Origin of the sequence: Pseudoalteromonas sp. M8, from assembly GCF_018141365.1 — a bacterium.
Classification (GTDB): Bacteria; Pseudomonadota; Gammaproteobacteria; order Enterobacterales; family Alteromonadaceae; genus Pseudoalteromonas.
Window position 1 is genome coordinate 3,797,962 of record NZ_CP047240.1, and the last position, 25,227, is coordinate 3,823,188.

Annotated in this window: 26 protein-coding genes, 1 pseudogene and 1 riboswitch; of the genes and pseudogenes, 13 read left to right on the forward strand and 14 right to left on the reverse strand. The window is 43.8% G+C overall.

Annotated elements, in window-relative coordinates; translation table 11 throughout:
* Nucleotides 1-56 precede the first annotated feature (56 nt).
* Nucleotides 57-626, forward strand: coding sequence for an alkylphosphonate utilization protein (locus GSF13_RS21940; RefSeq protein ID WP_010374208.1), 570 nt, complete (start codon nucleotides 57-59; stop codon nucleotides 624-626).
* A gap of 7 nt (nucleotides 627-633) precedes the next feature.
* Here the strand turns inward: GSF13_RS21940 and GSF13_RS25010 are convergent, their stop codons facing one another.
* Nucleotides 634-825 (reverse strand): hypothetical protein, encoded by a 192-nt coding sequence (locus GSF13_RS25010; protein WP_320076050.1) that lies wholly within the window; start codon nucleotides 823-825, stop codon nucleotides 634-636.
* A gap of 337 nt (nucleotides 826-1,162) precedes the next feature.
* Nucleotides 1,163-2,007, reverse strand: a pseudogene (gene rlmJ, locus GSF13_RS21945) (23S rRNA (adenine(2030)-N(6))-methyltransferase RlmJ).
* Nucleotides 2,008-2,241: 234 nt separating this feature from the next.
* Here rlmJ and GSF13_RS21950 point away from each other — a divergent pair.
* From GSF13_RS21950 to GSF13_RS21980, 7 genes are all read left to right on the forward strand, one after another.
* Complete coding sequence (locus tag GSF13_RS21950) at nucleotides 2,242-2,469, forward strand: hypothetical protein (protein ID WP_010374211.1); 228 nt, start codon at nucleotides 2,242-2,244, stop codon at nucleotides 2,467-2,469.
* Nucleotides 2,469-2,753, forward strand: a complete 285-nt coding sequence (locus GSF13_RS21955) for a cell division protein ZapA (protein WP_010607148.1) — start codon at nucleotides 2,469-2,471, stop codon at nucleotides 2,751-2,753. The genes GSF13_RS21950 and GSF13_RS21955 overlap by 1 nt, the downstream gene beginning before the upstream one ends.
* Entirely contained in the window at nucleotides 2,753-3,733 is a 981-nt protein-coding gene (locus tag GSF13_RS21960; RefSeq protein WP_211867099.1) for a hypothetical protein, read from the forward strand. The genes GSF13_RS21955 and GSF13_RS21960 overlap by 1 nt, the downstream gene beginning before the upstream one ends.
* Before the next feature lie 165 nt (nucleotides 3,734-3,898).
* On the forward strand, nucleotides 3,899-5,257 hold the full coding sequence (locus tag GSF13_RS21965) for a LysM peptidoglycan-binding domain-containing protein (protein WP_174170636.1): 1,359 nt from the start codon (nucleotides 3,899-3,901) through the stop codon (nucleotides 5,255-5,257).
* Nucleotides 5,258-5,358: 101 nt separating this feature from the next.
* Complete coding sequence (locus GSF13_RS21970) at nucleotides 5,359-5,847, forward strand: peptidylprolyl isomerase (RefSeq protein ID WP_211867101.1); 489 nt, start codon at nucleotides 5,359-5,361, stop codon at nucleotides 5,845-5,847.
* 2 nt (nucleotides 5,848-5,849) lie between these two features.
* Nucleotides 5,850-6,578, forward strand: coding sequence for an SDR family oxidoreductase (locus tag GSF13_RS21975; protein WP_211869060.1), 729 nt, complete (start codon nucleotides 5,850-5,852; stop codon nucleotides 6,576-6,578).
* Nucleotides 6,579-6,592: 14 nt separating this feature from the next.
* A complete protein-coding gene (locus tag GSF13_RS21980) occupies nucleotides 6,593-7,426 on the forward strand; it encodes an amidohydrolase family protein (protein ID WP_174170593.1) in 834 nt (277 codons plus the stop codon).
* On the opposite strand, the gene GSF13_RS21985 is transcribed toward GSF13_RS21980, so the two are convergent.
* From GSF13_RS21985 to GSF13_RS22005, 5 genes are all read right to left on the reverse strand, one after another.
* Nucleotides 7,421-8,191: a YggN family protein gene (locus GSF13_RS21985; RefSeq protein WP_174170592.1), complete on the reverse strand. Its 771-nt coding sequence runs from the start codon at nucleotides 8,189-8,191 to the stop codon at nucleotides 7,421-7,423. The two genes, GSF13_RS21980 and GSF13_RS21985, sit on opposite strands and share 6 nt — an antisense overlap.
* A 178-nt stretch (nucleotides 8,192-8,369) precedes the next feature.
* Complete coding sequence (locus tag GSF13_RS21990) at nucleotides 8,370-8,873, reverse strand: DUF1566 domain-containing protein (RefSeq protein WP_010607142.1); 504 nt, start codon at nucleotides 8,871-8,873, stop codon at nucleotides 8,370-8,372.
* 10 nt (nucleotides 8,874-8,883) lie between these two features.
* On the reverse strand, nucleotides 8,884-10,569 hold the full coding sequence (locus GSF13_RS21995) for a DUF1566 domain-containing protein (RefSeq protein ID WP_211867103.1): 1,686 nt from the start codon (nucleotides 10,567-10,569) through the stop codon (nucleotides 8,884-8,886).
* Nucleotides 10,570-10,584: 15 nt separating this feature from the next.
* A complete protein-coding gene (locus GSF13_RS22000) occupies nucleotides 10,585-10,917 on the reverse strand; it encodes a hypothetical protein (RefSeq protein WP_102057579.1) in 333 nt (110 codons plus the stop codon).
* 22 nt (nucleotides 10,918-10,939) lie between these two features.
* Nucleotides 10,940-11,644, reverse strand: a complete 705-nt coding sequence (locus GSF13_RS22005) for a DUF2982 domain-containing protein (protein ID WP_017218431.1) — start codon at nucleotides 11,642-11,644, stop codon at nucleotides 10,940-10,942.
* Between the two features lie 228 nt (nucleotides 11,645-11,872).
* Here GSF13_RS22005 and GSF13_RS22010 point away from each other — a divergent pair, with 228 nt between their 5' ends.
* From GSF13_RS22010 to msrA, 3 genes are read left to right on the forward strand one after another with little or no spacing between them, the layout of a single operon-like run.
* The gene (locus tag GSF13_RS22010) at nucleotides 11,873-12,925 is read left to right on the forward strand and encodes an efflux RND transporter periplasmic adaptor subunit (protein WP_010607138.1); all 1,053 of its coding nucleotides are present in this window, start codon (nucleotides 11,873-11,875) and stop codon (nucleotides 12,923-12,925) included.
* Between the two features lie 6 nt (nucleotides 12,926-12,931).
* The gene (locus tag GSF13_RS22015) at nucleotides 12,932-16,030 is read left to right on the forward strand and encodes an efflux RND transporter permease subunit (protein ID WP_211867105.1); all 3,099 of its coding nucleotides are present in this window, start codon (nucleotides 12,932-12,934) and stop codon (nucleotides 16,028-16,030) included.
* The gene (gene msrA, locus GSF13_RS22020; protein WP_029215899.1) at nucleotides 16,027-16,563 is read left to right on the forward strand and encodes a peptide-methionine (S)-S-oxide reductase MsrA; all 537 of its coding nucleotides are present in this window, start codon (nucleotides 16,027-16,029) and stop codon (nucleotides 16,561-16,563) included. Before GSF13_RS22015 ends, msrA begins: the two co-directional genes overlap by 4 nt.
* A gap of 41 nt (nucleotides 16,564-16,604) precedes the next feature.
* Here the strand turns inward: msrA and GSF13_RS22025 are convergent, their stop codons facing one another.
* The 3 genes from GSF13_RS22025 to GSF13_RS22035 all read right to left on the reverse strand — a co-directional run bounded on the left by GSF13_RS22025 (nucleotide 16,605) and on the right by GSF13_RS22035 (nucleotide 20,457).
* Nucleotides 16,605-17,582 carry a hypothetical protein gene (locus GSF13_RS22025; RefSeq protein ID WP_211867107.1) on the reverse strand — a complete coding sequence of 326 codons (978 nt, stop codon included), beginning with the start codon at nucleotides 17,580-17,582 and terminating at the stop codon, nucleotides 16,605-16,607.
* A gap of 160 nt (nucleotides 17,583-17,742) precedes the next feature.
* The gene (locus GSF13_RS22030) at nucleotides 17,743-19,605 is read right to left on the reverse strand and encodes a TonB-dependent receptor (protein WP_010607134.1); all 1,863 of its coding nucleotides are present in this window, start codon (nucleotides 19,603-19,605) and stop codon (nucleotides 17,743-17,745) included.
* A gap of 34 nt (nucleotides 19,606-19,639) precedes the next feature.
* Nucleotides 19,640-19,885: riboswitch (cobalamin riboswitch) on the reverse strand.
* Between the two features lie 89 nt (nucleotides 19,886-19,974).
* Complete coding sequence (locus GSF13_RS22035; protein WP_010374237.1) at nucleotides 19,975-20,457, reverse strand: YajQ family cyclic di-GMP-binding protein; 483 nt, start codon at nucleotides 20,455-20,457, stop codon at nucleotides 19,975-19,977.
* Nucleotides 20,458-20,609: 152 nt separating this feature from the next.
* On the opposite strand from GSF13_RS22035, the gene GSF13_RS22040 reads away from it, so the two are divergent.
* The gene (locus GSF13_RS22040; RefSeq protein WP_029215898.1) at nucleotides 20,610-20,960 is read left to right on the forward strand and encodes a VanZ family protein; all 351 of its coding nucleotides are present in this window, start codon (nucleotides 20,610-20,612) and stop codon (nucleotides 20,958-20,960) included.
* Nucleotides 20,953-21,855, forward strand: a complete 903-nt coding sequence (locus GSF13_RS22045; RefSeq protein WP_211867108.1) for a 2-dehydropantoate 2-reductase — start codon at nucleotides 20,953-20,955, stop codon at nucleotides 21,853-21,855. Before GSF13_RS22040 ends, GSF13_RS22045 begins: the two co-directional genes overlap by 8 nt.
* A gap of 228 nt (nucleotides 21,856-22,083) precedes the next feature.
* Here the strand turns inward: GSF13_RS22045 and GSF13_RS22050 are convergent, their stop codons facing one another.
* The 4 genes from GSF13_RS22050 to GSF13_RS22065 all read right to left on the reverse strand — a co-directional run bounded on the left by GSF13_RS22050 (nucleotide 22,084) and on the right by GSF13_RS22065 (nucleotide 25,086).
* Nucleotides 22,084-22,377 (reverse strand): type II toxin-antitoxin system RelE/ParE family toxin, encoded by a 294-nt coding sequence (locus tag GSF13_RS22050; protein WP_174170588.1) that lies wholly within the window; start codon nucleotides 22,375-22,377, stop codon nucleotides 22,084-22,086.
* The gene (locus GSF13_RS22055) at nucleotides 22,367-22,615 is read right to left on the reverse strand and encodes a type II toxin-antitoxin system Phd/YefM family antitoxin (protein ID WP_010607130.1); all 249 of its coding nucleotides are present in this window, start codon (nucleotides 22,613-22,615) and stop codon (nucleotides 22,367-22,369) included. The genes GSF13_RS22050 and GSF13_RS22055 overlap by 11 nt, the downstream gene beginning before the upstream one ends.
* Nucleotides 22,616-22,754: 139 nt before the next feature.
* Nucleotides 22,755-24,212, reverse strand: a complete 1,458-nt coding sequence (gene thiI / locus GSF13_RS22060) for a tRNA uracil 4-sulfurtransferase ThiI (protein WP_010607129.1) — start codon at nucleotides 24,210-24,212, stop codon at nucleotides 22,755-22,757.
* A gap of 217 nt (nucleotides 24,213-24,429) precedes the next feature.
* A complete protein-coding gene (locus GSF13_RS22065; protein WP_010374241.1) occupies nucleotides 24,430-25,086 on the reverse strand; it encodes a TetR/AcrR family transcriptional regulator in 657 nt (218 codons plus the stop codon).
* Nucleotides 25,087-25,227: the final 141 nt, after the last annotated feature.

The following is a 25,227-nucleotide window of genomic DNA, read 5'->3' on the forward strand; positions in this document are numbered from 1 at the left end:
TGAGCATCAATTGACGCATTTGGTATAATGGCGCTTTTACAGCTTGGGAAATCATTATGACTATCGCTGCCGCGCTTGCTGAGCGCAGTAACAATCAATGTGAGCTATGTACCTCAACGGATGGTCTCGAAGTATACGAAGTACCACCAGTCGCCGAGGCGCATTCTGACAAATGTGTTTATCTTTGTAGCCAGTGCAAACCACAGGTTGAAGGTCAACAGGATTTAGAAGCCAACCATTGGCACTGTTTAAACGATAGTATGTGGAGCCAAGTTCCTGCCGTTCAGGTTGTTGCCTACCGTATGCTTAAACGCCTCGCGCCAGATAATGGTTGGGCTCAAGATGCATTAGACATGCTGTATCTAGAAGATGAGACTCGAGCATGGGCAGATCAAGCACTTGCAGAGGATGACGACCTTGTTCACCTAGACAGTAACGGGGTGAAACTGAGTGCTGGTGACACAGTGACTTTGATTAAAGACTTGGATGTTAAAGGTAGTAGCCTAGTTGCAAAACGCGGCACTGCGGTACGTAACATTCGCCTCTCGCCTTCAAACCCAGAGCATATTGAAGGTCGTGTAGAAGGTCAAAACATCGTTATTTTAACGAAGTTTGTTAAGAAATAACTAGGCCCTAAGATAAACTGCTAAGTCTCTTCAATACTTTATCGACTAGGGCCTGTTGATCTTTGCTGTTTGATTTTTGTTCTCCTGAGTGTGTTTTGGTCGCGACGCTCGACTTGCCGCCTAGTAATCTAGGCAAAAGTTGAGCAACAATGAACGAAGCGCACTCAGGTGAACCCAAAGGGCAGCGCTTGATTAGCATTTCTACTGTGTTCTCGCCTGACTCACATAGAATAACTATGCTACGCAGGCTCTGCCTTGTACAAATTCCAATCAAACTGCTGCAAAAACAAACTTGAAAGGTAAACAGGCCCTAGATAACCTGAGCTGCGGATAATTAATGCCTTTCTAGCAGCCAGTTTTAGCGCTAACTGCGTTGAATTCACTTCCAATAGCCAGCTATTGGTGCGTAAATTCGCCTTGTTTTCCCTAAAACTCTCTGGCTAGAAAAGGAAATAACTAATCTGTTCTTTAGAAACAATGAGTTGGAACATTCCTTATCCAAACCTCAGGTTAGATAGCTTAGCAGTTTATTTTTACTATTCTTCTACTAATTGAATGCTGCGGTAAAACGCACCATCATCCTCAGCCAATAACGAAACCAGCTCAGGCAACACTTTATCCATGATTTTCTTTAAGGTCCAAGGCGGATTGATCACCATCATACCAGAAGCCGTCATGCCTCGTTCTTGTGTATCTGCGCGGGTGGCAAGTTCAAACACTTGAATATTACGCACTCCAGATTCAATCAGACTCGACTCCATTGCATCAATGCGTTCACGGTCAACAACGGGATACCAGATCATATAGACGCCGGAATCAAACTTTTTGTGCGCTTTTATGATGCTTTTGACCGCAACATCATAATCGGATTTGATCTCATAAGGAGGATCCATTAGCACGCAGGCTCTGCGTGAAGCTGGAGGCACCAATCCTAATAGCCCTTTAAAACCGTCACTCCCAGTGACGCGCAGTGACTTTTTATGTGCCGTATTTTGCTTTAACAGCTCAAGATCTTTTGGATGTAGCTCAAAAAACCAACCGTTATCCTGACGACGTAAGAAGTGCTCCGCTACCTTAGGAGAACCGGGATAATGGCTTAATTTATCGCCTTCGTTAAATGATTTGATTAATGCAACATAATCGCTAATTGCCGACACGGATCCAGAATAATCCCACAGCTTAGCGATGCCTTGCAGATACTCCTGAGTTTTTTGTGCATCACTACTCGCTAGCTCAAAAAAACCAGCGCCAGAGTGCGTATCCACGTAATCGTACGGCTTATCTTTTTTAGCCATGTATATGACAAAGCTTCTGCCAATACTAAATGTTTGATCACATCGGCAGGGTTTCCTGCATGAAAAGAATGTCGGTAACTGAGCATAACCCCGCCTTGATAAAAATAATAACAACACAGGTGAAATAAACCTGAGCTAAATTTGAGCAATGATTCATCAATTTTTAACTTTAGACTGAATCACTTCTGAACAAAATATTCCAATATCGGCATTATCTCTTAAAAGTTGAGAAAAATCAGCAGAAAGTCGCGTAAACACTAGCATCCTTAGCCGCTTTGTTTTACATTTGCATGACAAATCACAGTCATATGAGCGCATTTATGAATAACCAAGATCTCCAAAAACTCGACCAGTTGATTGACCAACTTTTGAGCCAAAATAACCAGTTAAAATCGGAAGTTTCGGCACTGAAGGAACAAAATCAAAAACTCATCGATGAAAATGAAACCCTACAGCTTGAAATGCTAGAAAGCGAAGAAAAGCAAAAAGAATTTAGTTCATCTTTATCTGGCCTACTTGATAAGTTGCAAACTCAACAGGCTAGCTAATGTCTGAGCAGAATAACCAAGTAACAGTGACGTTACTTGGCAAGTCACATCAATTTGCATGTGCGCCAGATCAAGAAGAAGCGCTGCATAACGCCGTAGCGCTTTTAGACCGACGTGTAGAAGAAATGCGTAAACGCTCAACCGTTCGCAATGATCACAATGCGTTACTACTCGCAGCCTTACACCTTTGTCATGATTTACAAGCATTGGAAGCAAAGCAACAGCAAGACGCAGAGTTCGTTTCCACGCTCATCGACAAGTTAGTGCTGCCTGCAGGCGAATAATGCCGACATACTGGAGCAACCCTATCTTATGTAGCATCTCTCTAGTTTGGGGTCTCATTCTATTGGCGGCGAGTTTTCAAAGTACTGCCGCCAATGCTAATCAGTTCCATAAAGTCAATGACGCGGTTTATTTTATCAAAGGAAAAGATAGCGCTTTACAGCCCAATCAAGCTTTAGTTATCGGCAAACAGTGTGCACTGTTGGCATCCACACATGGCGATCTTGTCACCACAGAGGCCTTGATCCACGAATTAGAAAAGCGCCTCACCGTTCCGCTTTGTTACGTAATCTCTTTGCATGCCGATATCAAACAAGACACCAGCATAGTGCTACTCAAGCATGCTTATCCAAATTTACAATGGCTAAGCCCAACGGCAACATCAGCCAACGCATTGACGACTGCCTTTCACGCACAGCTTGAGCTTTTTAACCAAAGCGTCATGCTTAGTGAAAATCGTATCGCGTCTCTAGAACCAAGTGAACGAACGAAGTGGCAAACCAAACTTGCACTGGCAAAAAGTAGGATTGCAACGTGGTCCAAGCTCGCCACACAAGCACCATCAAGTAAAGCCATTGATAACGCGCCTAAAACCGTGGAGCTAGGAGGTGTAGTGGTTGAGCTTACTCAAGTCACGGGCTTTAGCGGTCATGACATCAGTGTTTATCTGCCAAAATATCAAGGCTTGATAGCAGGTTATAGCGTGGATCAGATCCCACTTGCACATTTACCGCATACTACACAGTGGCAGCAAACTATTGCTCGCTTTAATCGCTATGCACTCGATTGGATATTACCTGCAACAGGAAAACCCTATCGTCCTGAAATGCTGAGCACTCCAGCACAATTTTTGGCTTTATTAGCGTTACAAGATAGTCAACAAGTGGTTGAAAAGATAAGCATTCTATATCCAAATAAACACATGCAGCAACGCGCGTTATTACAGTGGCAACACTTTCAGCAGCAAAGAAATTTTGAATAAAACTTAACCTCTCGGTATAGTTAAAGGATGAACAGAGTATTAATACAGCTAAGCGGGTTAATATTACTAACCATGCTCTCTGGGTGTAAAAGCAGTAGCAGTCCACAAGTGAGTAGGCAAGCCATTTTGTCGGCTCTCACACAAGTGCCCGTAGAAAAGCCAGTCATGCCTCCAGCTATAGTTGAGGTAAAACCACCCAAAGCCACTACCGTTAAAGCCCCCCTCAGAGACGATGATTTATGGCAACACATACGCCAAAAGCTCAGTTTTAATACTGCATCTCACCCAAGGCTTGATAAGCGCATAAAATGGTATTTATCACAGCCTAATTATCTCAATGTGGTAAATAAGCGCGCCGCCCCCTACTTTTATCACGTAGTAAAAAAGGTAGAGCGCAAAGGTCTTCCTGTTGAAATCGCATTACTTCCTTTTGTCGAAAGTGACTTTAGACCAAAGGCCAAATCGCAACAAAATGCTGTTGGAGTTTGGCAGTTAGTGGATGCCACTGCCTACCATTTCGGCATCAAGAAAGACGAATGGTATGACGGTCGACAGGATGTGTTAGCATCGACTGACGCCGCGCTTGATTATTTGCTGTATTTGCATGAACGCTTTGATGGCGACTGGCTACACGCGCTTGCGGCCTACAACACAGGTGAAGGGCGTGTCAAAAAAGCCATCGCAAAGAATAAAAAAGCAGGAAAGTCGACCCACTTTTGGCACTTAACATTACCAAAAGAAACCGCAGACTACGTGCCCAAACTCTTAGCGCTCAGCCACTTACTAAAAACCTCACCCAAGGGTTTTAAGATACCAAGTTTGCCCAACAAGGCCACTACGTCGATACTTGATATTGGACAGCAATTTGACGTCAATCAACTGGCTAAACTCAGTGGTATCAAAAAGCGTCAACTATACGCACTCAATCAAGGGATCTTAAAACATAGAAGCTCTCCAAACGGTCCACACAAAGTGTTATTGCCATTATCCGAGCAAGCATTATTGGAAAGTGCATTTTTCAGGGAAAACTTCAGCCAAGGCTACACTGTCAAAGCTAACGACACACTCTACCGCATCGCATTAAATGCGGGGATGAGTGTTAGTGCACTAAAAGCGCTGAACAATAAGCGCTCTGATTTGATCCGAGTTGGCGAAAAGCTATTAGTTTCCGAGAGTAATGAGCAGTTAGACTTACTCATCGACTATGACGTAAGCCCTTATATTAAAGAAATAAAAGCCAAGCCCATACCTCAAGTGGAACATCACCACACCATAAAACAAGGCGAGTCATTGTGGACTATCAGCCGTCACTACAAGGTCGCGGTAAAAGATTTATTAAATTGGAATTCACTCACGGCGCAGAGTCTATTAAAACCTGGCAAAGTGTTAATGGTGTTTTTACCAGCTCCTGCTGCACCAAAAAGCAATAAGACTCAACCAGCTAGCTCCTCAATCTCTAGCATTGAAGCGCTCCAATCAATACTGCGCCATGGCAAGCCAAAGCAAAGTGAGAGCCCAAATTAAAGGGATAGACTTGCGTCCAAGAAGCGCACTCACGTAAACTACACGCTTTACAGGTGGATGCTAAATGGCGTCACCGAACACTATTTATTTAAGGTTTACTTATGCAAATTGCAAAGAACACAGTGGTAGAGTTTCACTACACACTTCACGAAGGTGACAGCCAAATCGAATCAAGCAAAGAAGGCGAGCCACTAAACTACCTGCACGGTACTGAAGGCATGCTACCTGGTCTTGAAAGTGAACTTGAAGGTAAAACCGGTGGCGATAGCTTTACGGTAACCTTAACGCCAGAGCAAGCTTATGGCGAATATCAAGACGGTCTAGTACAGCGCATCCCTATTAAGCACCTTCAAGGTCTTGGTGACAGCAAAGTTTGGAAGCCAGGCATGACTGCTATTGTCGATTCAAACCAAGGTCGTCATCAGGTTAAAGTAGTAAAGGTAGGACGCTTCAATGCGGATTGCGACTTAAACCACCCATTCGCAGGCAAAACATTAACGTTTGATGTTGAGATCCTTTCTGTACGCGAAGCAACTGCAGAAGAAATTTCACATGGTCACGTACACGCTGCTGGCGGCTGCGGACACTAATGATGAACCAAGTTGCCATCGTTACCGGTGGCAGCTTTGGCATTGGCGCCGCCATTGTCAACAAGCTGCTATCGCAACAATACACCGTTTATAACCTCGATATTCAGCCCAGTGAACAAGGGATTTTTCGCCATTGTGACGTCAGTAAAGTCGCCGATGTAAAAGCAACAATCGCAGATATAGTCGCAGAAACGGGGAAAATAGATGCGCTTGTTTCAAACGCGGGGAAACATCTGAGTGCAACAATCGAAGATACCGACGAAGCCACACTTGACGCCCTTTTTGCATTGAATGTGAAAGGCGCTTACGCTGCCATACAAGCCGTATTACCAAGCATGAAATCACAAGGTAGCGGTAGCATCGTATTGATGTCTTCGGATCAGGCAATTATTGGTAAACCTAACTCTTTCGCTTACAACCTTTCTAAATGTGCACTTGCTTCGATGGCGAAAACCACAGCATTGGATTACGCCAAATTTAACATTCGCGCGAATGCAGTGTGCCCTGGCACAATTGAAACTCCGTTATTCCATCATGCCATTGATAGTTACTGCGCGCGCAGCGGCGCTGATAAAGCAGAAATTGTTGCAGAAGAAGCCCAGTTGCAGCCATTGGGTAGATTAGGGCAACCGCAAGAGGTTGCAGCGCTGGTTGCTTTCTTGCTAAATGAGGATGCGAGCTTTATCACAGGTAGCCTACAAAGCATTGATGGCGGTTATACTGCACAGTAAAAAAGGAATGCGTGATGAGTCTGAGAGTTATTGATAGCCACCTACACTTTTTCGATTTAGCGTTAGGACAATATTCTTGGCTCAAACACGACCCGCCCGCTTGGCCTAATCTGGAAAAAATAAGGCAGAATCATACCCTTACTAGTCTTCCCCAACATGCACAGTTTACACTCGAAGCCTTGGTGCATGTGGAAGCCGGTTTTGATAATCACAATCCCATCAACGAATTACATTGGTTAAATCAGGAACTAAGCAGCTTTCCTTTTAAAGCCGTCGGTTACGCCCCTATTAACGCAACGCCTGAGCAATTTAGTGCAGCCATAGCACAGTTAGCACATCCTCATCTCGTGGCGATAAGAGACATCACCGAAGGCAGTGATAGCCAACGTTTATCCGCGCCTTTCGTGCTCAAAAATCTCACCAGTCTTGCCGAGCACGGACTACATTTTGAGGCGCAATTAGAATTTAAACAAAGCGAAAAAGTCGACCTTTTATTACAACTTGCAGAACAAAAAGCTGACCTTAAAATCGTATTTAACCATGCAGGGTTTATTGACGCTAACAGCCCTTGTACAGATATATTAAGGCGCATTGGAGCGCTTAATAATGTCATGATCAAGTGCTCTGGCCACGAAATGTTAGCAAACCCACTCCCACTCTCTGAGTGGCTTACTCACTTAATCACACATGCGGGAGAAGAGAGCCTAATGCTAGGTTCGAATTATCCGGTTTCTCTTATGCAAAAAAGCTATTGGCAAATATGGCAGGATTATTTAGACGTGATAGGCATATCGTCAACTTGGCATAAACTCAGCCGAGACAATGCCAAAAGTTGCTATGGATTATGAGCGGATCTGGACGAGATCGTAAGCAACTAGCTCAGGTACTATGCGCTGTAGTTTTTCTTCCGTTTGATCTAAGGTGTTTAAGCACTCGCAATATTCTTCTGCTTTTTCTTCTAATTGATGGGCTTTTTTCTGCAGCGATTTATCTATCTCTTTCGAAATAATCTCCATGCGTTGTCCCATATCGTTAATGCGATCTTCGATATTCCCTTCGCGAGATTTAAATGCATCCCCCAAAGAGACTAAAATAGAGCCCAACGAACCATGAACAGCAGAGTGAATTTTTTGGCTGATCTCTTTAGTAAAAAAATCATCAATTTTAGAAAGTGACTGTGGTGCGATAAAAAAGAAATCATCTCCACGCTTAAACTTATCCATCAGCGCACGTTCAACGTATTGCAACTGCGTTTTGAGCACTTCGGGCTCTTTGTCGGACATTCCCTCAACCACCTGCTCAATCGCACTCAATCCGAGGTTGACGCCATCGGTTGCCAGATTTACCAGCTCAGGAACGGTATCCCGTATTCCTAAAGAGTACTCGCGCACAACTCTCTCCCCTTCCGGATCTAACTCAATCCAGCGACCTAGAATAAAGAGCTGACTATCATTGTTGATTTGGATTCGAGTCTGACCATCATCAACGATACGAATTTCGTTGTCGGTTATGATAAGACCATGCCCAAGTTCAACATCGCACTTATTTTTTGCATGTACGGAAGACGCCAATACGGCACAAGACAAGGCTATCGCGCTGAGTAATCGATTCATATGGCCTCCTGTGTGCAGAACGTAAGACGGGAAAGGGGTGCTTCAGGAGAGTACCAAAAGATCAAACAATCCCAAAGCCATTTTAGACGGATGAAAGTAACAAGCTATGTCTTACTGGCAATATTAGAGATCCATACCCGTCAGCATTAAAGGCAGTAGCAATACCACTAACTAAGGGCTATTGATAGTATCTCACTAACCTGACAAAGGCATCCGCAGTTTTAATAGTTGGATTATTTTTACCATCAGCAAACTGATACACCCAAGCAAACTGAGGTTGACTAGTCTGGGTCGTCGCAGACCAGTAATTATTACTTTTGGTCGTTGGAAATACCGTTATGTTTATCGCTGGAGTCACACACTCGTGATACACAATACTGGCAAGCTCTTTAACGTTAGGTACTTGCCAGTCTGTAAACCCTGCAAATTGGTCTTCGTTGGCAACCACCAATGCCTGCTGCCAAGTAAGTTGCTGAGCATTGTCTTCACAGCTTTGAGAAGTCGCGTTGTAACTTTGCCCAAAGTTGCAGCGCTGCCACATTAATCCCGTTTGGCTATCCAGCACTGTACCGTTGCTATTTATCGTATAACGGCTGGTATTGGAGCCAGTACCAACGCAAGTTTGCGCTTGGCAAACAGCCGTGAATGACAGAGTAAATAGTATAGTTGTAATAATTTTCATACCACGCTCCCTAAGGATTCCTAACCAACCTAACAAATGCGCTGCTAGACTTTTCTACTGCAAAATCATTGCCCGTATCCATGTCGATAACATAAGCCCTTCTCAGCGTGCCACCGGTACCATCTAAACTCGACTGCAAGGTCCAGTAATAGCGATGACCAAGTGTTGTTGTGCTAGGTAAGTTAGGGAAAAGCGCTTCATCTATCACCGCAGCACCTGCACTGCCGTAATCTAGTAGTCCAAGTAGTTCCATATAAGTTGGTAAGCGCCAATTGTTACCACCACAGTAACTTTGCTCTCCAACGGCAGGGTTATTTACTTCATCAATCAAAGCTTGAATACCACAGTGACTATCCTGCGGGCAGGTTGTATTTGCTGCGGCCTGCACACTCCCCTCGGCAATCGCTCCATCTACCTCAACATACCAGGTATAACTATTTTGTGCGTTGCGAGAAGAAGTGTTTGGTAATGTACCCGAACTCGCTTCTTTTACTTCCCAAATAAGTCCCGTGACGTTATCACGAACGCAAGCAAAGTCGGTAGCGTCATCAGGCAGTTCATCCGCAAAGCGATTTAGTTTGGTAAAGTCAAAACCTGCTTGACCACTGCCTTCTTTCGCCACCTGAGTGGCAAAATTATCACGCCCACGCTGTGCATCTTGAGCCGTAAACTGCGTCATACTACAGGTGATCACATCCGTATTGTTAAAACACGCGGTTTGGCCACTGTCGTTTAGTTTACCTAATGGCTTTTTCTCTATATCAATGCGCACGGTGTCGGTAGCTGAACGGTTTTGTGAGTCAGTAACGGTCAGCTCAAATTCCACTTGCGACAAAATATTTTGATCTGGTGCGTTAAAAGTTGTTGAACACCCGGTAACAGAACTTAATGCTACCTGAGTGCCAGACGTCACTTGCCGCCATACACACTGTTTCTGACCAGATACCGTATCACTGTTTGAACCATCAAGCGTGACCTCATCAAACTCTTGCACTTGCTGGTCGCTCCCAGCATCCGCCACTACTACATCCGAATTCTCAAGTAGCCCGAGGGTAAACTGGGTACTGGCTTGTCCGCCTTCATCATCGGTAACCGTCAACTGCCAGATTGACGCCTGAGAGGTAGCCAATAATGGGTGGACAAAAGATAAAGTAGCTGTATTCAAACCAATTGGCTGTATTGTTGTGGGACCACTCACTTGTTGCCATTGATAAGCAACCACTTGGCCATTTTCGTCTGGATCGGAGGAGCCTGCGCCACTGAGGACAATAGTATCTTTATATTTGGCTGGTAGTGTTTCCGGTGCAGTTTGGCTGATACTTGGTATAGGTAATTGGTTGTTAGATTTGATAGCAACCGTCACTTGGTCGCTTGCAAGACTGCCATCAGGCGCAACATAGTCAACCTGAATAAGTAAATTGACATCGGCTTTGATATCCGGTGCAACAAAAGCGGCTTGTTGCTCCGTAATTGGAAATTCACTGACGTTTGCACCAGAGATAACCTGCCAGTTAAAGGTGCCGCCAGCAGGTGATGCTTGAGCATTCAAGGTGACTTCTGTTTTTTCGGTCACTTGGATATCAGCACCCGCATTAACCGACGCACTGACTTGACTCGGTTCATCACTCCCAGAGCCTCCACCACAACCCGTTAATATTAGTGCAAGTACAACCCAACTTCCCTTGAATGCATTCATATTATTCCTTTTGAATTATAGATAACTTTCTTGATGTATCCGCACAAACAACTTAGTGCCAACTTTACTATAATCTACTTTGTATTCTCGACCATCTAAAGCCTGAATAAACAACAACCGCTTCACTTCACCAAACACATCAATACTCGAAACGTGGACGACTTCTAAATAACGCTCTTTAGCCTCTCTTCGATTTCTCGGCAGCTCTTCCTTAAAAGGCACCAAGCCGTTTGCAGTCACCTTGATTTTTGGGTGTGCTTCACCATTTACAATCACAAGATCTAACTTCTTCTCTTTGTGAATAATGGTATTACGCCCACTTTTAATATAGGCCGTTTCTAAGCTCATATTGGTGTATCCTGTTACATCTTCAGTAGGTGGTTTGTTCTTCTAACAATGCTTTTACCACCTCTTTAGGGTTAAGTTTCCAGCGGTTTAACATGACTGAAAATTGCCAAATATCCCTGTCTAAGGCAGTCGCGGGGATCAATAAATCATATCCCGTCACTGTCTTTAAATTATCCATCCGGTTTGCAAACATTGCCATTAAACCAGTATATTCTTTTCCCGCCTTGGAGCGAAAAACGGTTTCTTCTATCAACCATTCAGATGGGCAGTTGCCATTTTCGCAATGCATTTTAACAGCTTGTAAAAAAATATGCCGCTGCTCGATCAATAATTTACCCGCAAGTCGAGGTGTTAAATTTAATAAAAACGCATCAATATCATTAAGTTTAATACCAACTGCATTTAACTCAAGTGTTTCAACACCTTGTTGAACTTTGGGAATGCCGCTGGAGTGGAAGTTTACAATGGATAGCGGCCAAGCTCCATATTTATGCACATACCTAAACTCTTGTTCTGTAAAGTATAAACTAAAATATGGTTGCTGACTTTTAAGAAAGCCAACAAAAATAGCCACTAACATGGCACTGGCAAGAAATATTTCTACAATAGTAATAGCTGTACCACGCAAGTTGACAAAAAGCATGATAACAACCAAACCAATTGCACCAACCAGCATAAATTCAACGCCATTGCGGTCAGCGGTTGCACGTAGTTTTGCTTCAAGCATGGGTATACCAAGCATAAAAGATATACATGATGATCGCCCATGCGACTAATTTACGTATTGTGATGCATCGTTTACATGAATGACTGCGTTTCATAATATTTAATTTAGGTACAAACACTTAAATTGAATTACATTTTCGTTTAATGCACAAATTTACAGGATATGCCGTCGACTTTGTTAGCCTTTAATTTTGTAAACTAGAGACAAATTATAATCTGGGTCACTTTTATGCGTCATCAATCAGGAAAAGCACTGTTTCCTTTTATCATTGTAGTGCTAGTCGTCATCAGCGGCTATTTATATTTACCAGCCTCGGAAGGCAAAATGAGTGGCAACTCAGCACCCGTAACCTCCGTTCAAGCTCATACCGTAACTAAAGAGGAGCGTATTATTGCTGTTCACTCTATTGGTTCCGCCAGAGCAAATCAAGCAATCAACGTGAGTAGCGCCCAAAGCGACTATGTGGCAGCCCTCTTTTTCGATGACGGAGACGTAGTAAAAAAAGGTGACAAGCTAGTCCAGTTGCGTGATGCCGAAGAGAAGCTCGATATCGAAGCGCTGAAAGTGACGCTAAAGGAAGAAATTAGACAACTAAACCGCCTTAAAGACCTCGCAAAAACCCAATCGGCGGCTCGCTCTCAATTAGAAGCACAATCAGCAAAGGTTGACACCTTAACGGCACAATTGGAAGCCACCAAAACAAAACTCGCCGAGATGACCATTTATGCGCCATTCGATGGATTATTGGGTACTCGAAATATCTCTATCGGTAGCTTCGTAAACAACAATACTGTGATCACCACACTCGATGACATTAGCATCATCAAAGTGGATTTTCAGGTACCAGAAAAATACCTAGCGCAACTGCAGCTTGGTATGCAAGTGAATGCACAAAGTGAAGCTTACCCAGAGCAACTATTTACCGGTAAGGTCTCCCATATTGACCCGCGTATTAATGAACAAACGCGCTCGGTACGAGTGACAGCAAGTTTCACCAATCTAGACCATAAACTCCGCCCAGGTATGCTACTACACATGGGATTGGAACTGGCTCGATTACAAGCCCTTGTGGTGCCAGAAAAAAGCATCATACCAAGACAAGATAAGCATTTTGTATTTGTCATTGACGACCAAGGTAAAGCGCAACAACGTGAAGTGCACCTGCAAACTCGCTTTAGCGGCTGGGTAGCTATCGATGAGGGGCTTACAGAGGGACAACAGGTGATCACGGAAGGCACCCTGAAGATCCGCTCAGGCTCAAAAGTTGAAATAAAGGGGTAAGGCGACGTGAGAATCACTGATACGGCGGTAAAGCGCCCGATCTTCGCGATCGTTATTAACTTACTGCTGCTGACCTTTGGCTTAGTGGCATTTACTATGCTACCGCTGCGCGAATATCCTGATATTGAAACCCCAATAGTCAGTGTAAGCACTAACTACACAGGCGCATCAGCGGAAGTAGTAGAAACCAAGATCACCCAAGTATTAGAAAACCGGATTTCGGGGATCGAAGGGATCAAAAGCATAAATTCCAGTAGCCGCAATGGTAGTTCCAATATCACTATCGAATTTAATATCGATCGCGACATCGACGCTGCTGCAAATGATGTGCGTGAGCGCGTTTCTCGAGCGCTGGATAGGTTGCCAGAGCAAGTTAGGCCGCCTGAAGTATCGAAATCAAACAGCGACGAAAGCCCTATCGCTTGGTTTGTACTCAACAGCGAAACCATGGATACCTTGCAGCTTTCAGACTACGCCCAGCGCTTTATCGTTGACCGTCTGGCGGTTGTTGATGGCGTATCGAATGTACGTATTGGCGGTGAACGTCAATACGCCATGAAGATTTGGCTAGACCGAAAGGCGATGGCCGCTCGTGGAGTCACAAGCAGTGATATTGAACAAGTGCTACGCAGAGAAAACGTAGAATTACCCGCTGGCGAAATAGAATCCGTAGACCGTGATTTCTCTGTTCGTATTGCCAGAAGCTATAAGACTCAAGAAGACTTTGACAACCTAGTGATTAAGCGTGGCGAACAAGGCTATTTGGTGCGACTTGGTGAAGTCGCGCAGGTGGTACTTGAAGCCGCTGACGACGAAAGTACCTTCCGTGGTAATGGTAAAAATATGATAGGCCTTGGCGTTGTAAAGCAAGCCAAAGCCAATACGCTAGAAGTGGTCGACAACGCCCGTAAAGAGCTTGAAAAAATAAAACGCAACCTGCCTCAAGGCACCACCATAGAAGACAGCTACGATTCTTCTATTTTTATCCGTGAGTCCATTGCTGAAGTATACAGCACACTTGCGATTGCCATGGCGTTGGTGGTACTCGTTATCTACATCTTCCTTGGCAATATTCGCGCCACGCTGATCCCTGCTGTTACCGTGCCGGTAGCCTTAGTTGCAACCTTTATGTTCTTACTGGCCATGGGGTATTCTATCAACTTGCTGACGCTGCTTGCGCTCGTGCTTGCCATCGGCCTTGTGGTCGATGACGCCATTGTAATGCTAGAAAATATCTATCGCCGCATCGAGCTTGGTGAACCCAAGTTACTGGCGGCATACCGTGGCGCGCGTGAAGTAGGCTTTGCCATCATTGCGACAACCCTGGTTTTAGTTGCCGTGTTTATACCCTTAGTCTTTATGGATGGTCGTATTGGTGCCCTATTTACCGAGTTTGCCTTTGCAGTAAGTGCAGCGGTACTGTTTTCTAGTATTACCGCGTTGACCTTGTCTCCTGCCCTTTGCTCCAAAGTATTAAAGCCTAGTAATAAAGAAAACCGCTTTAGTCAGTGGATGGACCGTCAATTTACTCGACTAGAACAAGGATATCGCCGTGTTTTACAAGACAACTTATCGCGCAAATACAGCCTGATTGTGATGTTGGCACTGGCGGGTTTTACCAGCTATAGCCTGTTTAAACAGATCCCATCTGAACTGACACCAAAAGAAGACCGTGGTACTTTCTTCGTGATGATGAATGGCCCAGAAGGGGCAAGCTACGAAAACAACTCGCAAAATATGGCAAAAATTGAAGAGCGCCTACTTCCTTATGTAGACTCAGAGGAGCTTAGCCGCGTGCTTATTCGGGTGCCTGGTTGGGGTGGTCAAGGCGGTGTTGCTATTATCGGCATGCCAGACTGGGATGAGCGAAAACGCTCTACTTGGGAAGTCATGGATGAGATCAGCGGTAAAATGCAAGACGTTACAGATATTCGCGCCTTTGCTATTATGCGCCGTGGTATTGGCGGCGGCGGTAACTCACGCCCCATTGAGTTTGTACTACAAGGCAACGACTATGACGAATTGGCCGCATGGCGTGATCGCATTCTAGAACGCGCAAGAGAAAATAAAGGACTGGTTCGTCTCGATCACGATTACAAAGAAACCTTCCCACAGTTTTTGATAAGCATTGATAAAACCAAAGCTGCAGACTTAGGCGTGTCGGTAAGTGCCATAGGCCAAACGCTAGAAACCATGTTGGGACAACGTCGTGTTACCACCTTTATTGACCGCGGTGAAGAATACGATGTGATCTTAAAAGGCACCAAAGCCGACTTCTCTGCCCCAGATAATATTTCTGATATTTATGTGAAATCTCGTAGCGATGAGCTCGTGCCATTAGACAGTTTGATCACCATAAAAGAAGAAGCCACAGCTTCTCGATTAAACCGCTACAACCGTATGCGCGCAATCACTATCACGGCAAACCTCGCTGGCGACTACACACTGGAGCAAGCACTCGACTTTTTAAATAAAGTTGCCGCCGAAGAGAATGATATCGACGGCGCCATCGACTACAAAGGCGAGTCACAGCTGTTTTATGAAGGTGCATCAGCGATGACCTATGTGTTTATTCTGGCGCTCACCGTTACTTTCTTGGTATTAGCCGCACAGTTTGAAAGCTTTGTCCATCCACTGGTTATCATGCTCACCGTACCGCTGGGCTTAGTCGGTGCGATGTATGGATTATTTATCACCGACAGCACGCTCAACATTTATAGCCAAATTGGTATTGTCATGTTGATTGGCCTTAGCGCCAAAAACGGTATCTTAATCGTGGAATTTGCTAACCAATTGCGTGACAAAGGCATTGCCTTCGAACAAGCCATTGTTGACGCTGCTGCGCAGCGATTACGACCTATTATCATGACCTCGCTAACAACCGTGATGAGCTCTATCCCGCTTGTGTTTGCAACAGGCCCTGGGTTCGAAAGCCGCATGGTGATCGGTGTCGTGATTTTTGCCGGTGTCAGTGTTGCCACCATTTTAACCTTGTTTGTTATCCCAACCGCCTATACTTTACTAGCTAAGCAGACGCAATCTCCAGAAGAGACGACAAAACGTCTTGAGGAGCAGTCGCAACAACATCCTGAGCAGGAGGTATAATGGCAACTTTACAAACCGCAACTTTTGGTGGTGGTTGTTTTTGGTGTATTGATGCGGCATTTCGCCGCGTCAATGGTGTTGAGTCAGTGCAGTCAGGTTACGCAGGTGGCCACACAGATAATCCCACCTATCAAATGATATGTCGGGGAGACAGTGGTCATGCTGAGGTAGTCCAACTGCAATTTGATGCCGATATTGTCAGCTTTGATACTTTGCTTAATATGTTTTTTACCCTGCATGACCCAACGCAGTTGAATCGCCAAGGCAATGACATTGGTACTCAGTACCGCAGTGTGGTGTTTTATCATGACCATCAGCAACAGCAGCAAACTCAAGATTGTATTGCGCAGCTTCAAAATCAGTTGAGTGAAAAAATAGTGACTGAGGTTAGCCCAGCGCCTGAATTTTATCCTGCTGAGCACTATCACCAAGATTATTACACTGAAAACCCAAATCAAGGCTATTGCAGTGTGATGATTGCCCCTAAAATTGCAAAATTTGAAAGCTATTTTGCGGCAAATTTAAAGCACTAAACTTGTGTGCCGAACGCAATAGATTGCGTTCGGCTTACGCCTTACGGCAACATAGGTATAGCAAATACATAAAAACTAGTGCGGCCATCTTTAATCCGCAAATGCCCACGCGTTACTTCCATTTCTAAATTCGCAGTATCACCAGGTCTTAAGGTATCTAAGCCTTTAAGCGGAACAACACCTGAATTGATTAACTGGGCATTGTGTTTAATGACCTGCGGAATATCTTCGCTCATATCCACACCTAAGAATTCAAACACATCAATCACAATACGGCTAAATTCAGTATAAAGCTTGTCAAAAATCCCCGGAGTCAAGGTATCTATCAAATCGAGGATCCACGGCAGCTCTACTTTTGTCGTCACCATAGGCTTAAAGCTAGAAATTAAAGGATCTAACTCAAGCTGCTGGGTACGTACATCATACTTACCTTTGATGGTGACATTTTCGTTGTTAATATAGACATGGATATAAATATTCATCCCAAGCTGCTTCTTACGGAACTTAGCGTAAGACTTCAAATCGAAACCATCGATCAACACCGGTACTTTATTTTGCGCATCAACTCTACCTGCGATTTTCATATGCATAGTGCCGTAGAGGCTAGTCGTGTGGCTCACTTTATTTGAACTAGATTGTGCGGCAATATTGTTGACGATATCGGTCGTCAACTCTTTGTAGTTATGTTCCACATTCGAAAATTGCTGATGAATAATATCTGAAACCTGCGTATACATTTCCTTTGGACCTTGGCTAGATGTTGTCCTGCCAGTAGACCAACACTCGCCACCGGTATAAATCACAGGCACAGATATAGGCGTTAGGTGATCGTTGCCGGGGTGACGATAGTACATCATGCTGCGGATCCGACTACAGGTTTGCGATGGCGCGTTAAACCAAGCGAAATCGCCCGCCATTGATTGTGTTGAAAATTGAGGTTCAAGCTGGTTTTCAGGTAGCGAAGCTTGCGCTGATGTGACAATCCCAAGCGTGAGTAACCCAAATAATAGTGACTTCATGTTCTTTTCCTTAAGGTAGTAATAATACAAATCAAATCTATTATCAACCACACATAAGGCAGAACACCAGTTACAAATGTAATGCAACTAAATGATAAATAAGAAAAGTGATCCATTACTCACGATGGATCACTCTGGGTATTGAAAAGCTTTTAACGTATTAGAAGCTGTAGCTCACACCAACGTAGGCTTGTCTACCTAGTGGCTTATAGCCCAGTAAAGAGCCATCTTTTGCTTCGCCCGCTGTGGCATTGAAATAACGCTTATCGGTTAAGTTTTCAATACGGCCATTTAACTTGAATCCGTCGAAAAACGTATAGTTAGCAGCTAAGTTAAACAGCGTATATGACGGTAAAGTCACTGTATATGCACCTCCAGCTCCCCATACTTTATCGTCGCGATTACCTCTATGGACTAAGGTCAGTGTTGCGTCGACATTTTCCCACTCTTTACTGACTGAATAAGTTAAGGTGCGTCTCGCTCTGCGCTGTAATTGCTTATCGGTATCTGCGTCTTTAGCACTCACATAGCTCACATTTACCGTATGCTCGATACCAAAGTTGTCTTCAATTTCAACAGAAAGATCAGCACCTTCAAAGTCAGCGCGCTGAACATTGTAAGGGATGTATTTCCATTTATCATTTTGCTGATAAACGATTTTATCGGTAATACGGTTATCGTATACCGCAGCTTCCACACGGAAGTTCTCGCCGCTCCATGTAACAATAATTTCGTTATTAGTAGCTTCTTCTGGCTTAATATTTGGGTTAGGTAAATAGTAAGGACTATCAATCACAAACGCCTGTGATAAAGAAGGTGCTCTAAAGGCAGTACCATGATTCAACTTAACACTTAGGCCATCCATGAGTTGCTTGCCTACAGCAACCGTGTAGGTGTTTGCACGACCATGAAAATCATAATCATCCGTTCTCAGTACAACCTCTGCCAGCCAATTTTCATCGTTGTAAAACCCACCGAGTGCTAAAGATAAATTATCACGCTCAGGCTCTGAAAAAGAGGCGGTAGAATCACCAACATCTTCATTTAGAAAGGTAAAGTTACCCGTGAAGATCAAAGCTTCAGTTAAACTATATTGCGACTGATATTCAAATTGGCTGCGTTTGGTGACATAAGCGTTATCGTCAGCACTATTACCGATTTGAACATTTTGTTCCTTACCTAAGCTGTATGACGCACTTTGGCTAAACTTATCAGTACGTCTTTTCCACGCCAACTTATTGGTGTAGTTATGGAAACGGTAAGCATCACTACCAAAAGAGTCATACTCCCCCTCACCTTCACTGTACTGTGAACGTAAGCTAAAAATGCCACTTTCTTCATCACCATACTGCACATTTAAACCGGCATTACCGTTATAATATCCATCACGGTCATGGTTTTTTGTGATTGCAGCTTCAGGGTCTTTCTCAATCACATCATAGCCATCGGTATGAGTGTAACCCGCATTAGCTGCAATACTAAACTTGTCTTTTTTGTAATTTACCGTCGCTTCGGTCTTGGAGTAATTGTTACTCCCAGTCGTAAACGCGATAGTATTGTTATTCCCTTCGCGACTAATAATGTTAATCACGCCAGCTATGGCATCTGAACCATAAATCGCAGCTTTGGCACCACGAATGATCTCAATTCTTTCGATGCTATTAAGTGGTAAATTAGTGAGCGAATTGTCACCGGAGTTTGCATCCGTCACTCGAACCCCATCGATTAACACTAGCGTATGCTTAGCGTCATTACCGCGTAGGAATAAACTCACGCTTTGGCCAAAGCCACCGTTTCTAACAGCTTGAATACCAGCGACATTATCGAGTAGCGATACGACATCTTGAACATTGCTTTTTTCAATTTCAGCGCGACCTATAACCGTAATGGCAGACAATGCGCTTTCTAGAGATTGTTCAAATTTATTGGCAGTAACAGTGATATGTTCAACATTTTGATCCGCAAATGCTGAAAAAGAGAGCGCCGTCGCTATCGCCGCGCTTAGAGCAGTTTTATTTAACATGGTTTCCCCTAACTTGTACCCACCGTACAAGAACACAAAGTGACTGTTTCAAGGCCGGTCTCCGGGCTCAGTAAATCTGCAGATTAGCAGTTCACTCTACCGTTGCGGGGCAGCGCTGGCATAGAACCGATCCAAGCTAATCACGTGTAATAAACTGTCTTACTCAATTTATTATTGATTCACGCAATTAGATGTTCCCTTGTGTTCGCACCAGTTTCCCGATTATCTATACACTTAGCAACCACACTAGGTTGTGTACAGCACCTTGAAAATGCGAGGCTATTGTCTTGGGTTTCGGAATGATTGTCAATGGACGTCTAGAAATCCAAAAGTGCAATCTATGCACTTTTGGAATGAAGTAAAGCGTAATTAGTCGCGGAAGTTTTTGAATTGAAATGGTTGGCCAAGCTCACCGGTACGAACCAATTGCATCGTTTCTTGCAAATCGTCACGCTTTTTACCCGTTACACGCACCGTATCGCCTTGAATTGATGCTTGAACTTTAACTTTTGAGTCTTTAATAAGCTTAACCAGTTTTTTCGCCATCTCTTTGTCGATGCCTTGTTTTAACGCCACCTTGCGCGATACGTATTTGCCTGAGCGTTCAATGTCTTTTAACTCGAAGCTTGCCACATCTAGGCCACGTTTTGCCGCTTTACCCACTAGCATATCGAACAACTGCATAACTTGCTGTTCTGCTTCCGCTTTGAGGTTGATCATTTCACCGCTTAGCTCGATTGATGCATCTACGCCACGAAAATCAAAACGCGTATCAAGCTCACGAACCGCGTTGTCTACGGTATTTTTTGCTTCTGTCATATCAATTTCAGATACAATATCAAATGAAGGCATGCTTCTCTCCTAAAGTCATTTTGGCTCGATTATAGCAGTTTATGCTTAATTTGAGTTACTTTAAGTTTTTAAACAGCGTATTAGGATGTTCACCCAATGGACAGTTTTCGATGGTATACTGCTCGCTTAGTCATACAGAAGTAGGATGTATTGTGACACGGCGCGTTTATAAAGCTCTTTTGATTATCTCTTTAATTATATGTACGGTGCTATTCGCAAAGGAAATTAGCTTGTCTCCAAAGCTGTTCCCCAATATCGATAAAGTGGCACATTTTGGTGTATTTTTTGTGCTTGCGTTTATCTCTCACCATGCTTTTAAAGTAAAGGTATGGACACACATAGTGCTACTGTCCTTGTACGGTGCAGGAATTGAGTGGATGCAGCATTCATTACCGTATCGCCAAGCATCTACCGCTGATTTTTTAGCTGATTTAGCCGGTGCGGTCAGTTATTTTGTTCTATTTTATATTTGGACAAGTTGGCGCAGCAGAAAACATGGCTAACATACATATTTTAGGTGAAGGGGCGATAGGATTACTGCTCGCCCAGCACCTTAGTCAATCTCATCAAATTACGCTGATCACTCGAAATAAACGCGCGGCAACTTATCGCTATCAAACAGCAAGTATTCAACAAACCATCCCATGCAGCACCAAAACGCTTGCAGAACTTCCAACTAGCAGTATAGATACGCTAATCATTCCCGTTAAAGCATATCAGGTCATCGAAGCACTCCGAGCGCTTCGCCCTGCACTTTCAAAAAATGGCACGCTAATCCTTAGTCATAATGGCATGGTAGATTGGTCTGGTGAGTTAGCAGCGCTTGATAAAACACAATCAGCCTACTTCTTAAGCACATCCATCGCAGGCTATAAAGTCGCAGACACTGTGCACCATACAGGACAAGGTGCAACTTGGTTTGGGCCGTTAAATTCACCAGCAGAATGCCACTACCAGCGCGTATTCTCGCAACTGTTTAGCACATTTGAAAATGCCCAAACCACGTTTGATATCATGCCAACGCTTTGGAAAAAGCTGGCGGTTAATATTGCCATTAACCCGTTAAGTGCATTGGAACAAGTCGCAAATGGTCAGCTAAGACAGCCCAAATACGCGGCCCAAATCCTTAATTTAATGAATGAAGTACAACTTGTGGCCACAAGTACAGGCGTGAACTTAGCGCTTAGCGAGCTAGTCACGCTTGCTTACACCGTAATGGCGCAAACTGCAAACAATCGCTCTTCAATGAATCAGGATATCACGAATAACAGACGCACAGAAATTGACGCCATGTGCGGGTATATTTGTGAGCTAGCAGCGAAGCAAAATATCGATGTGCCGTTTAATCAACAGTTACTTGAGGAAGTGAATAAGCGCTGGCAGCTAGCGCGACAATAGACTTAACTTCTCGGCGGGTAAACCGCCCCCCACAAAACTATTTATACCAATTGCATTAAGTAAATGAGCTATTTTGAAGCGGGGAAATAGCTTTAGTAGCAAGGCAAAAATTTTGCTATTTAGTTGTTCTAAATGAGAAATTTTTAACGAAGCTAATATGATATTTCACCCTTCAAATTGATTGAAGAATTAATTCAATTGGTATTACACAGCGATTCCTTTAGAAACTCAATCATCTTTTATTCGCTTCATAGCCTTATGATAAACATCACTACGTTCACGCTTTCCCACTGCTAGCATAGTTACAACGATAATGTCGTCTTCAACTTTGTAGACTAGGCGGTAACCTGATTGGCGTAGTTTTATTTTGTACATGTTGTCAGCACCAGATAGCTTCGACGCTGGCACATGGGGATCCTTGAGGCGTTCAATTAACTTTTTCTTGAACTGCGATTGCAGGGTAGAGCCTAGTTTACTCCATTCTTTGAGTGCACTCTTTTTAAAACCGAGTTTATAAATCATTAATATTTATTGAGATACTTTCTTCAGATTCACGCTCTTTAGCAATAGCGAGTAGCTCAAGATCCTCGAGCCTGTCCATCATTATCTCGTATGCTTCTGCAGGCACACAATAAAAAGCAGGTTCATTTCGATTAAGCACAGCGACAGGTTCTCCGTCAGCACTTGTTGCAACTTTCATAGGGTTTGCTTTTAGTTCAGTAATGCTCGCAGCAACATCTGCTAATATTCTAGTGGTCATAAAATCAGTCTCTTAACTGGTCTTTATATCGACTATATTAGTCGTATAAATAAGCAATAACAAGCGCCCTCTTGCCTCCCCACAAGACGTACGTTGGGTAAATCCTGAAGTCTCACCCAACGCTTGTTAACACGCTTTTTTAAGGACGGTACACCTTGACGTTTGCATAGCCATTTTCATGCAGAATAAGTGCTTGTAACTGGCTCATTACGCCTTTCGAACAGTACAAGTAGTATGCTTTGTCCTGTGGTAAGTCGCCAAACTTAGTGGCTAATCTAAAGAAAGGTAAGTGGATCACTTGTGCACCATCTAGCTCTAGAGGGTTTGCATCTTCCTCTTCTGGAGAACGAATATCCAGTACCACCGCGTTGTCCGGTAATTCACTTACCGATTCCGCTTCTTTCACCTCTTCTTTTGCTTCAGCTTCAATGTCGCGAATATCTTTTACCGTCGCGTTAGCTACAACCGTATTCAATACATCAAAGTCAAACTTTTCTTCTTCAGCTAATATCTTGTGAAGCTGTGCTTTTACCGTTGGTTTTTGAGAGATCACACCACAATATTCAGGCATTGCTTCTGCCATTTCATTGGTGCCAATCGCTCTGGCAATACGAATGATCTCTTCTTTATCGTGTTGAATAAGCGGTCGTAATATCAGCATCTCTGTAACACGGTCAATCACGTTAAGGTTAGCCAAGGTTTGGCTCGATACCTGACCAATACTTTCACCAGTTACCAGCGCAGGGATCCCTAAACGCTCTGCAACCACAGCACCTGCACGCATCATCATGCGCTTTAGTACCACGCCCATTTGTCCGCTTTCGATATTTTCAAGAATTTCTGCAACAACCGGCTCAAAGTCAATCGTAATAAATTTAACTTTGTGGGTAGAGCTAAATTGTTTCCACAAATAGTGGCTCACTTGCTTAACGCCAATTTCGTGGGCTGCGCCACCTAAGTTAAAGAACAAAAAGTGCGTTCGCGCGCCTTTTCGCATCATTTGATAAGTCGCAACACCCGAGTCGAATCCGCCAGAAACCAAAGACAGCACGTCTTCTTGCGTTGGTAGTGGGAAGCCACCTAGACCAAAGTGCTGGTGACGAACGATGTAGGCTTTATTGTCTTTGACTTCGATTTTAACCGTCACATCAGGTTTTTTCAGTCTTACACTGGCACCCTCTACATTTTGGTTTAAACCGCCACCAACATAACGCTCCACGTCGCTTGAAGTAAACTCATGCTTACCTTGGCGCTTTACACGCACGCAAAACGTTTTGCCCTTGATCAATGGCTCAACCAAAGCAATCGTTTGTTGGTAGATATCATCAAGCGTGTCGAACTGTGTTTCTTGCACCTCAATAAACTGCACAATACCTGGCGTGCGTTTAAGGTGGTCAATTAGACCAAGACGGGTTTTCTCGTCACTTAGCTCGCTCGTCACTGAGATATTGTCCCAGTTATTTTTAACTTTTACGTTTTCGTCAACGCGAACCAACAGCATTTTGATGTTTTTCTCTAATACTTTGGTAAAACGCTTACGGACGGATTTGCTCTTAATAGCAATTTCGGGATGTAATTTGACGATAAATTTAAGCATAAAAGTCACTCTACTACAGATCGATTATCGGTTGCGATGACGCACTGATTTGACCTAAGCGGACTTTATCGTGGCGCACACTGACCGAGGACAGTTCGGGCGCGCGAGTATATCAAACTCAGAGCCGATTAGGAAATAAACAAACCTTTTCCCTTTGTGCTCTACAAAGCCTTTTGCCGTGCTCAGCCAGGCAAAAGGCCCGCTTAATTATTTCAGGCTAAGCAATACTCGGTAAGCTCGCCTCTGCCAGTGCTTGATAATGCTGCTGAAGTTGTGCCACTTTCGGTGCGCTCATGGGCGTCGCGTAAGGTTTAAAAATCATCAGAACTTTAACAATACCATTGTATATATCTTGTTGCTCAAGGACGCCTGTCATTCTTCTGGCTTTAACATAGGGAGTCCAGAAACTAACGGTCATTTTCAACATATGCGCGAGCTCTTTAGCATCGTCATCATCTATGGTGATCACGCCTGTATCTCTTAGACCAATTACCACAGCTTTTACTTGCTCAAGTAAGCGTGACTGAAAAGCAATGTAGTTTTTTTTCAATTCATCATCACGAGCCAAGATGTCTGTCAGATTGTCGTAGAAAAAGTGATAACGCCACATCAGGTCGAACAAGGAGTCTAAATATTGAGTTAGCTGCTCAAGCGGCTCATTGTGCTGCTCCAGTGGCTTAAAATGCGTATTTAAATGCTCGCTATAAAGCGCGAATATTTGCCGAATGATGTCTTCTTTATTTTTAAAATGATAGTACAAATTGCCAGGACTAATCCCCAAACTGGACGCTATATGGTTTGTCGTAATCGCGCGCTCTCCATGCAAATTAAATAACGCGATGCTGGTACGTATTATTTTTTCCTTGGTATTCATTACGATTCTCTATCTTTGTTGATAACGTGGTCGCGCTATTGCTAGTGTTAATAGGCTATTGCGCGCTCCATGTGAAAAAATAGCACTAATTTTACCTCTAGATAAGCTTAGATCCGACAAAGCTGACCAGTGTTTTTTCAA

Coding starts and splice junctions, on each gene's coding strand:
- GSF13_RS21940 (WP_010374208.1), top strand. CDS start 57: ATGACTATCGCTGCCGCGCTTGCTGAGCGCAGTAACAATCAATGTGAG.
- GSF13_RS25010 (WP_320076050.1), bottom strand. CDS start 825: ATGCTAATCAAGCGCTGCCCTTTGGGTTCACCTGAGTGCGCTTCGTTC.
- GSF13_RS21950 (WP_010374211.1), top strand. CDS start 2,242: ATGAATAACCAAGATCTCCAAAAACTCGACCAGTTGATTGACCAACTT.
- GSF13_RS21955 (WP_010607148.1), top strand. CDS start 2,469: ATGTCTGAGCAGAATAACCAAGTAACAGTGACGTTACTTGGCAAGTCA.
- GSF13_RS21960 (WP_211867099.1), top strand. CDS start 2,753: ATGCCGACATACTGGAGCAACCCTATCTTATGTAGCATCTCTCTAGTT.
- GSF13_RS21965 (WP_174170636.1), top strand. CDS start 3,899: ATGCCTCCAGCTATAGTTGAGGTAAAACCACCCAAAGCCACTACCGTT.
- GSF13_RS21970 (WP_211867101.1), top strand. CDS start 5,359: ATGCAAATTGCAAAGAACACAGTGGTAGAGTTTCACTACACACTTCAC.
- GSF13_RS21975 (WP_211869060.1), top strand. CDS start 5,850: ATGAACCAAGTTGCCATCGTTACCGGTGGCAGCTTTGGCATTGGCGCC.
- GSF13_RS21980 (WP_174170593.1), top strand. CDS start 6,593: ATGAGTCTGAGAGTTATTGATAGCCACCTACACTTTTTCGATTTAGCG.
- GSF13_RS21985 (WP_174170592.1), bottom strand. CDS start 8,191: ATGAATCGATTACTCAGCGCGATAGCCTTGTCTTGTGCCGTATTGGCG.
- GSF13_RS21990 (WP_010607142.1), bottom strand. CDS start 8,873: ATGAAAATTATTACAACTATACTATTTACTCTGTCATTCACGGCTGTT.
- GSF13_RS21995 (WP_211867103.1), bottom strand. CDS start 10,569: ATGAATGCATTCAAGGGAAGTTGGGTTGTACTTGCACTAATATTAACG.
- GSF13_RS22000 (WP_102057579.1), bottom strand. CDS start 10,917: ATGAGCTTAGAAACGGCCTATATTAAAAGTGGGCGTAATACCATTATT.
- GSF13_RS22005 (WP_017218431.1), bottom strand. CDS start 11,644: ATGCTTGAAGCAAAACTACGTGCAACCGCTGACCGCAATGGCGTTGAA.
- GSF13_RS22010 (WP_010607138.1), top strand. CDS start 11,873: ATGCGTCATCAATCAGGAAAAGCACTGTTTCCTTTTATCATTGTAGTG.
- GSF13_RS22025 (WP_211867107.1), bottom strand. CDS start 17,582: ATGAAGTCACTATTATTTGGGTTACTCACGCTTGGGATTGTCACATCA.
- GSF13_RS22030 (WP_010607134.1), bottom strand. CDS start 19,605: ATGTTAAATAAAACTGCTCTAAGCGCGGCGATAGCGACGGCGCTCTCT.
- GSF13_RS22035 (WP_010374237.1), bottom strand. CDS start 20,457: ATGCCTTCATTTGATATTGTATCTGAAATTGATATGACAGAAGCAAAA.
- GSF13_RS22045 (WP_211867108.1), top strand. CDS start 20,953: ATGGCTAACATACATATTTTAGGTGAAGGGGCGATAGGATTACTGCTC.
- GSF13_RS22050 (WP_174170588.1), bottom strand. CDS start 22,377: ATGATTTATAAACTCGGTTTTAAAAAGAGTGCACTCAAAGAATGGAGT.
- GSF13_RS22055 (WP_010607130.1), bottom strand. CDS start 22,615: ATGACCACTAGAATATTAGCAGATGTTGCTGCGAGCATTACTGAACTA.
- thiI (WP_010607129.1), bottom strand. CDS start 24,212: ATGCTTAAATTTATCGTCAAATTACATCCCGAAATTGCTATTAAGAGC.
- GSF13_RS22065 (WP_010374241.1), bottom strand. CDS start 25,086: ATGAATACCAAGGAAAAAATAATACGTACCAGCATCGCGTTATTTAAT.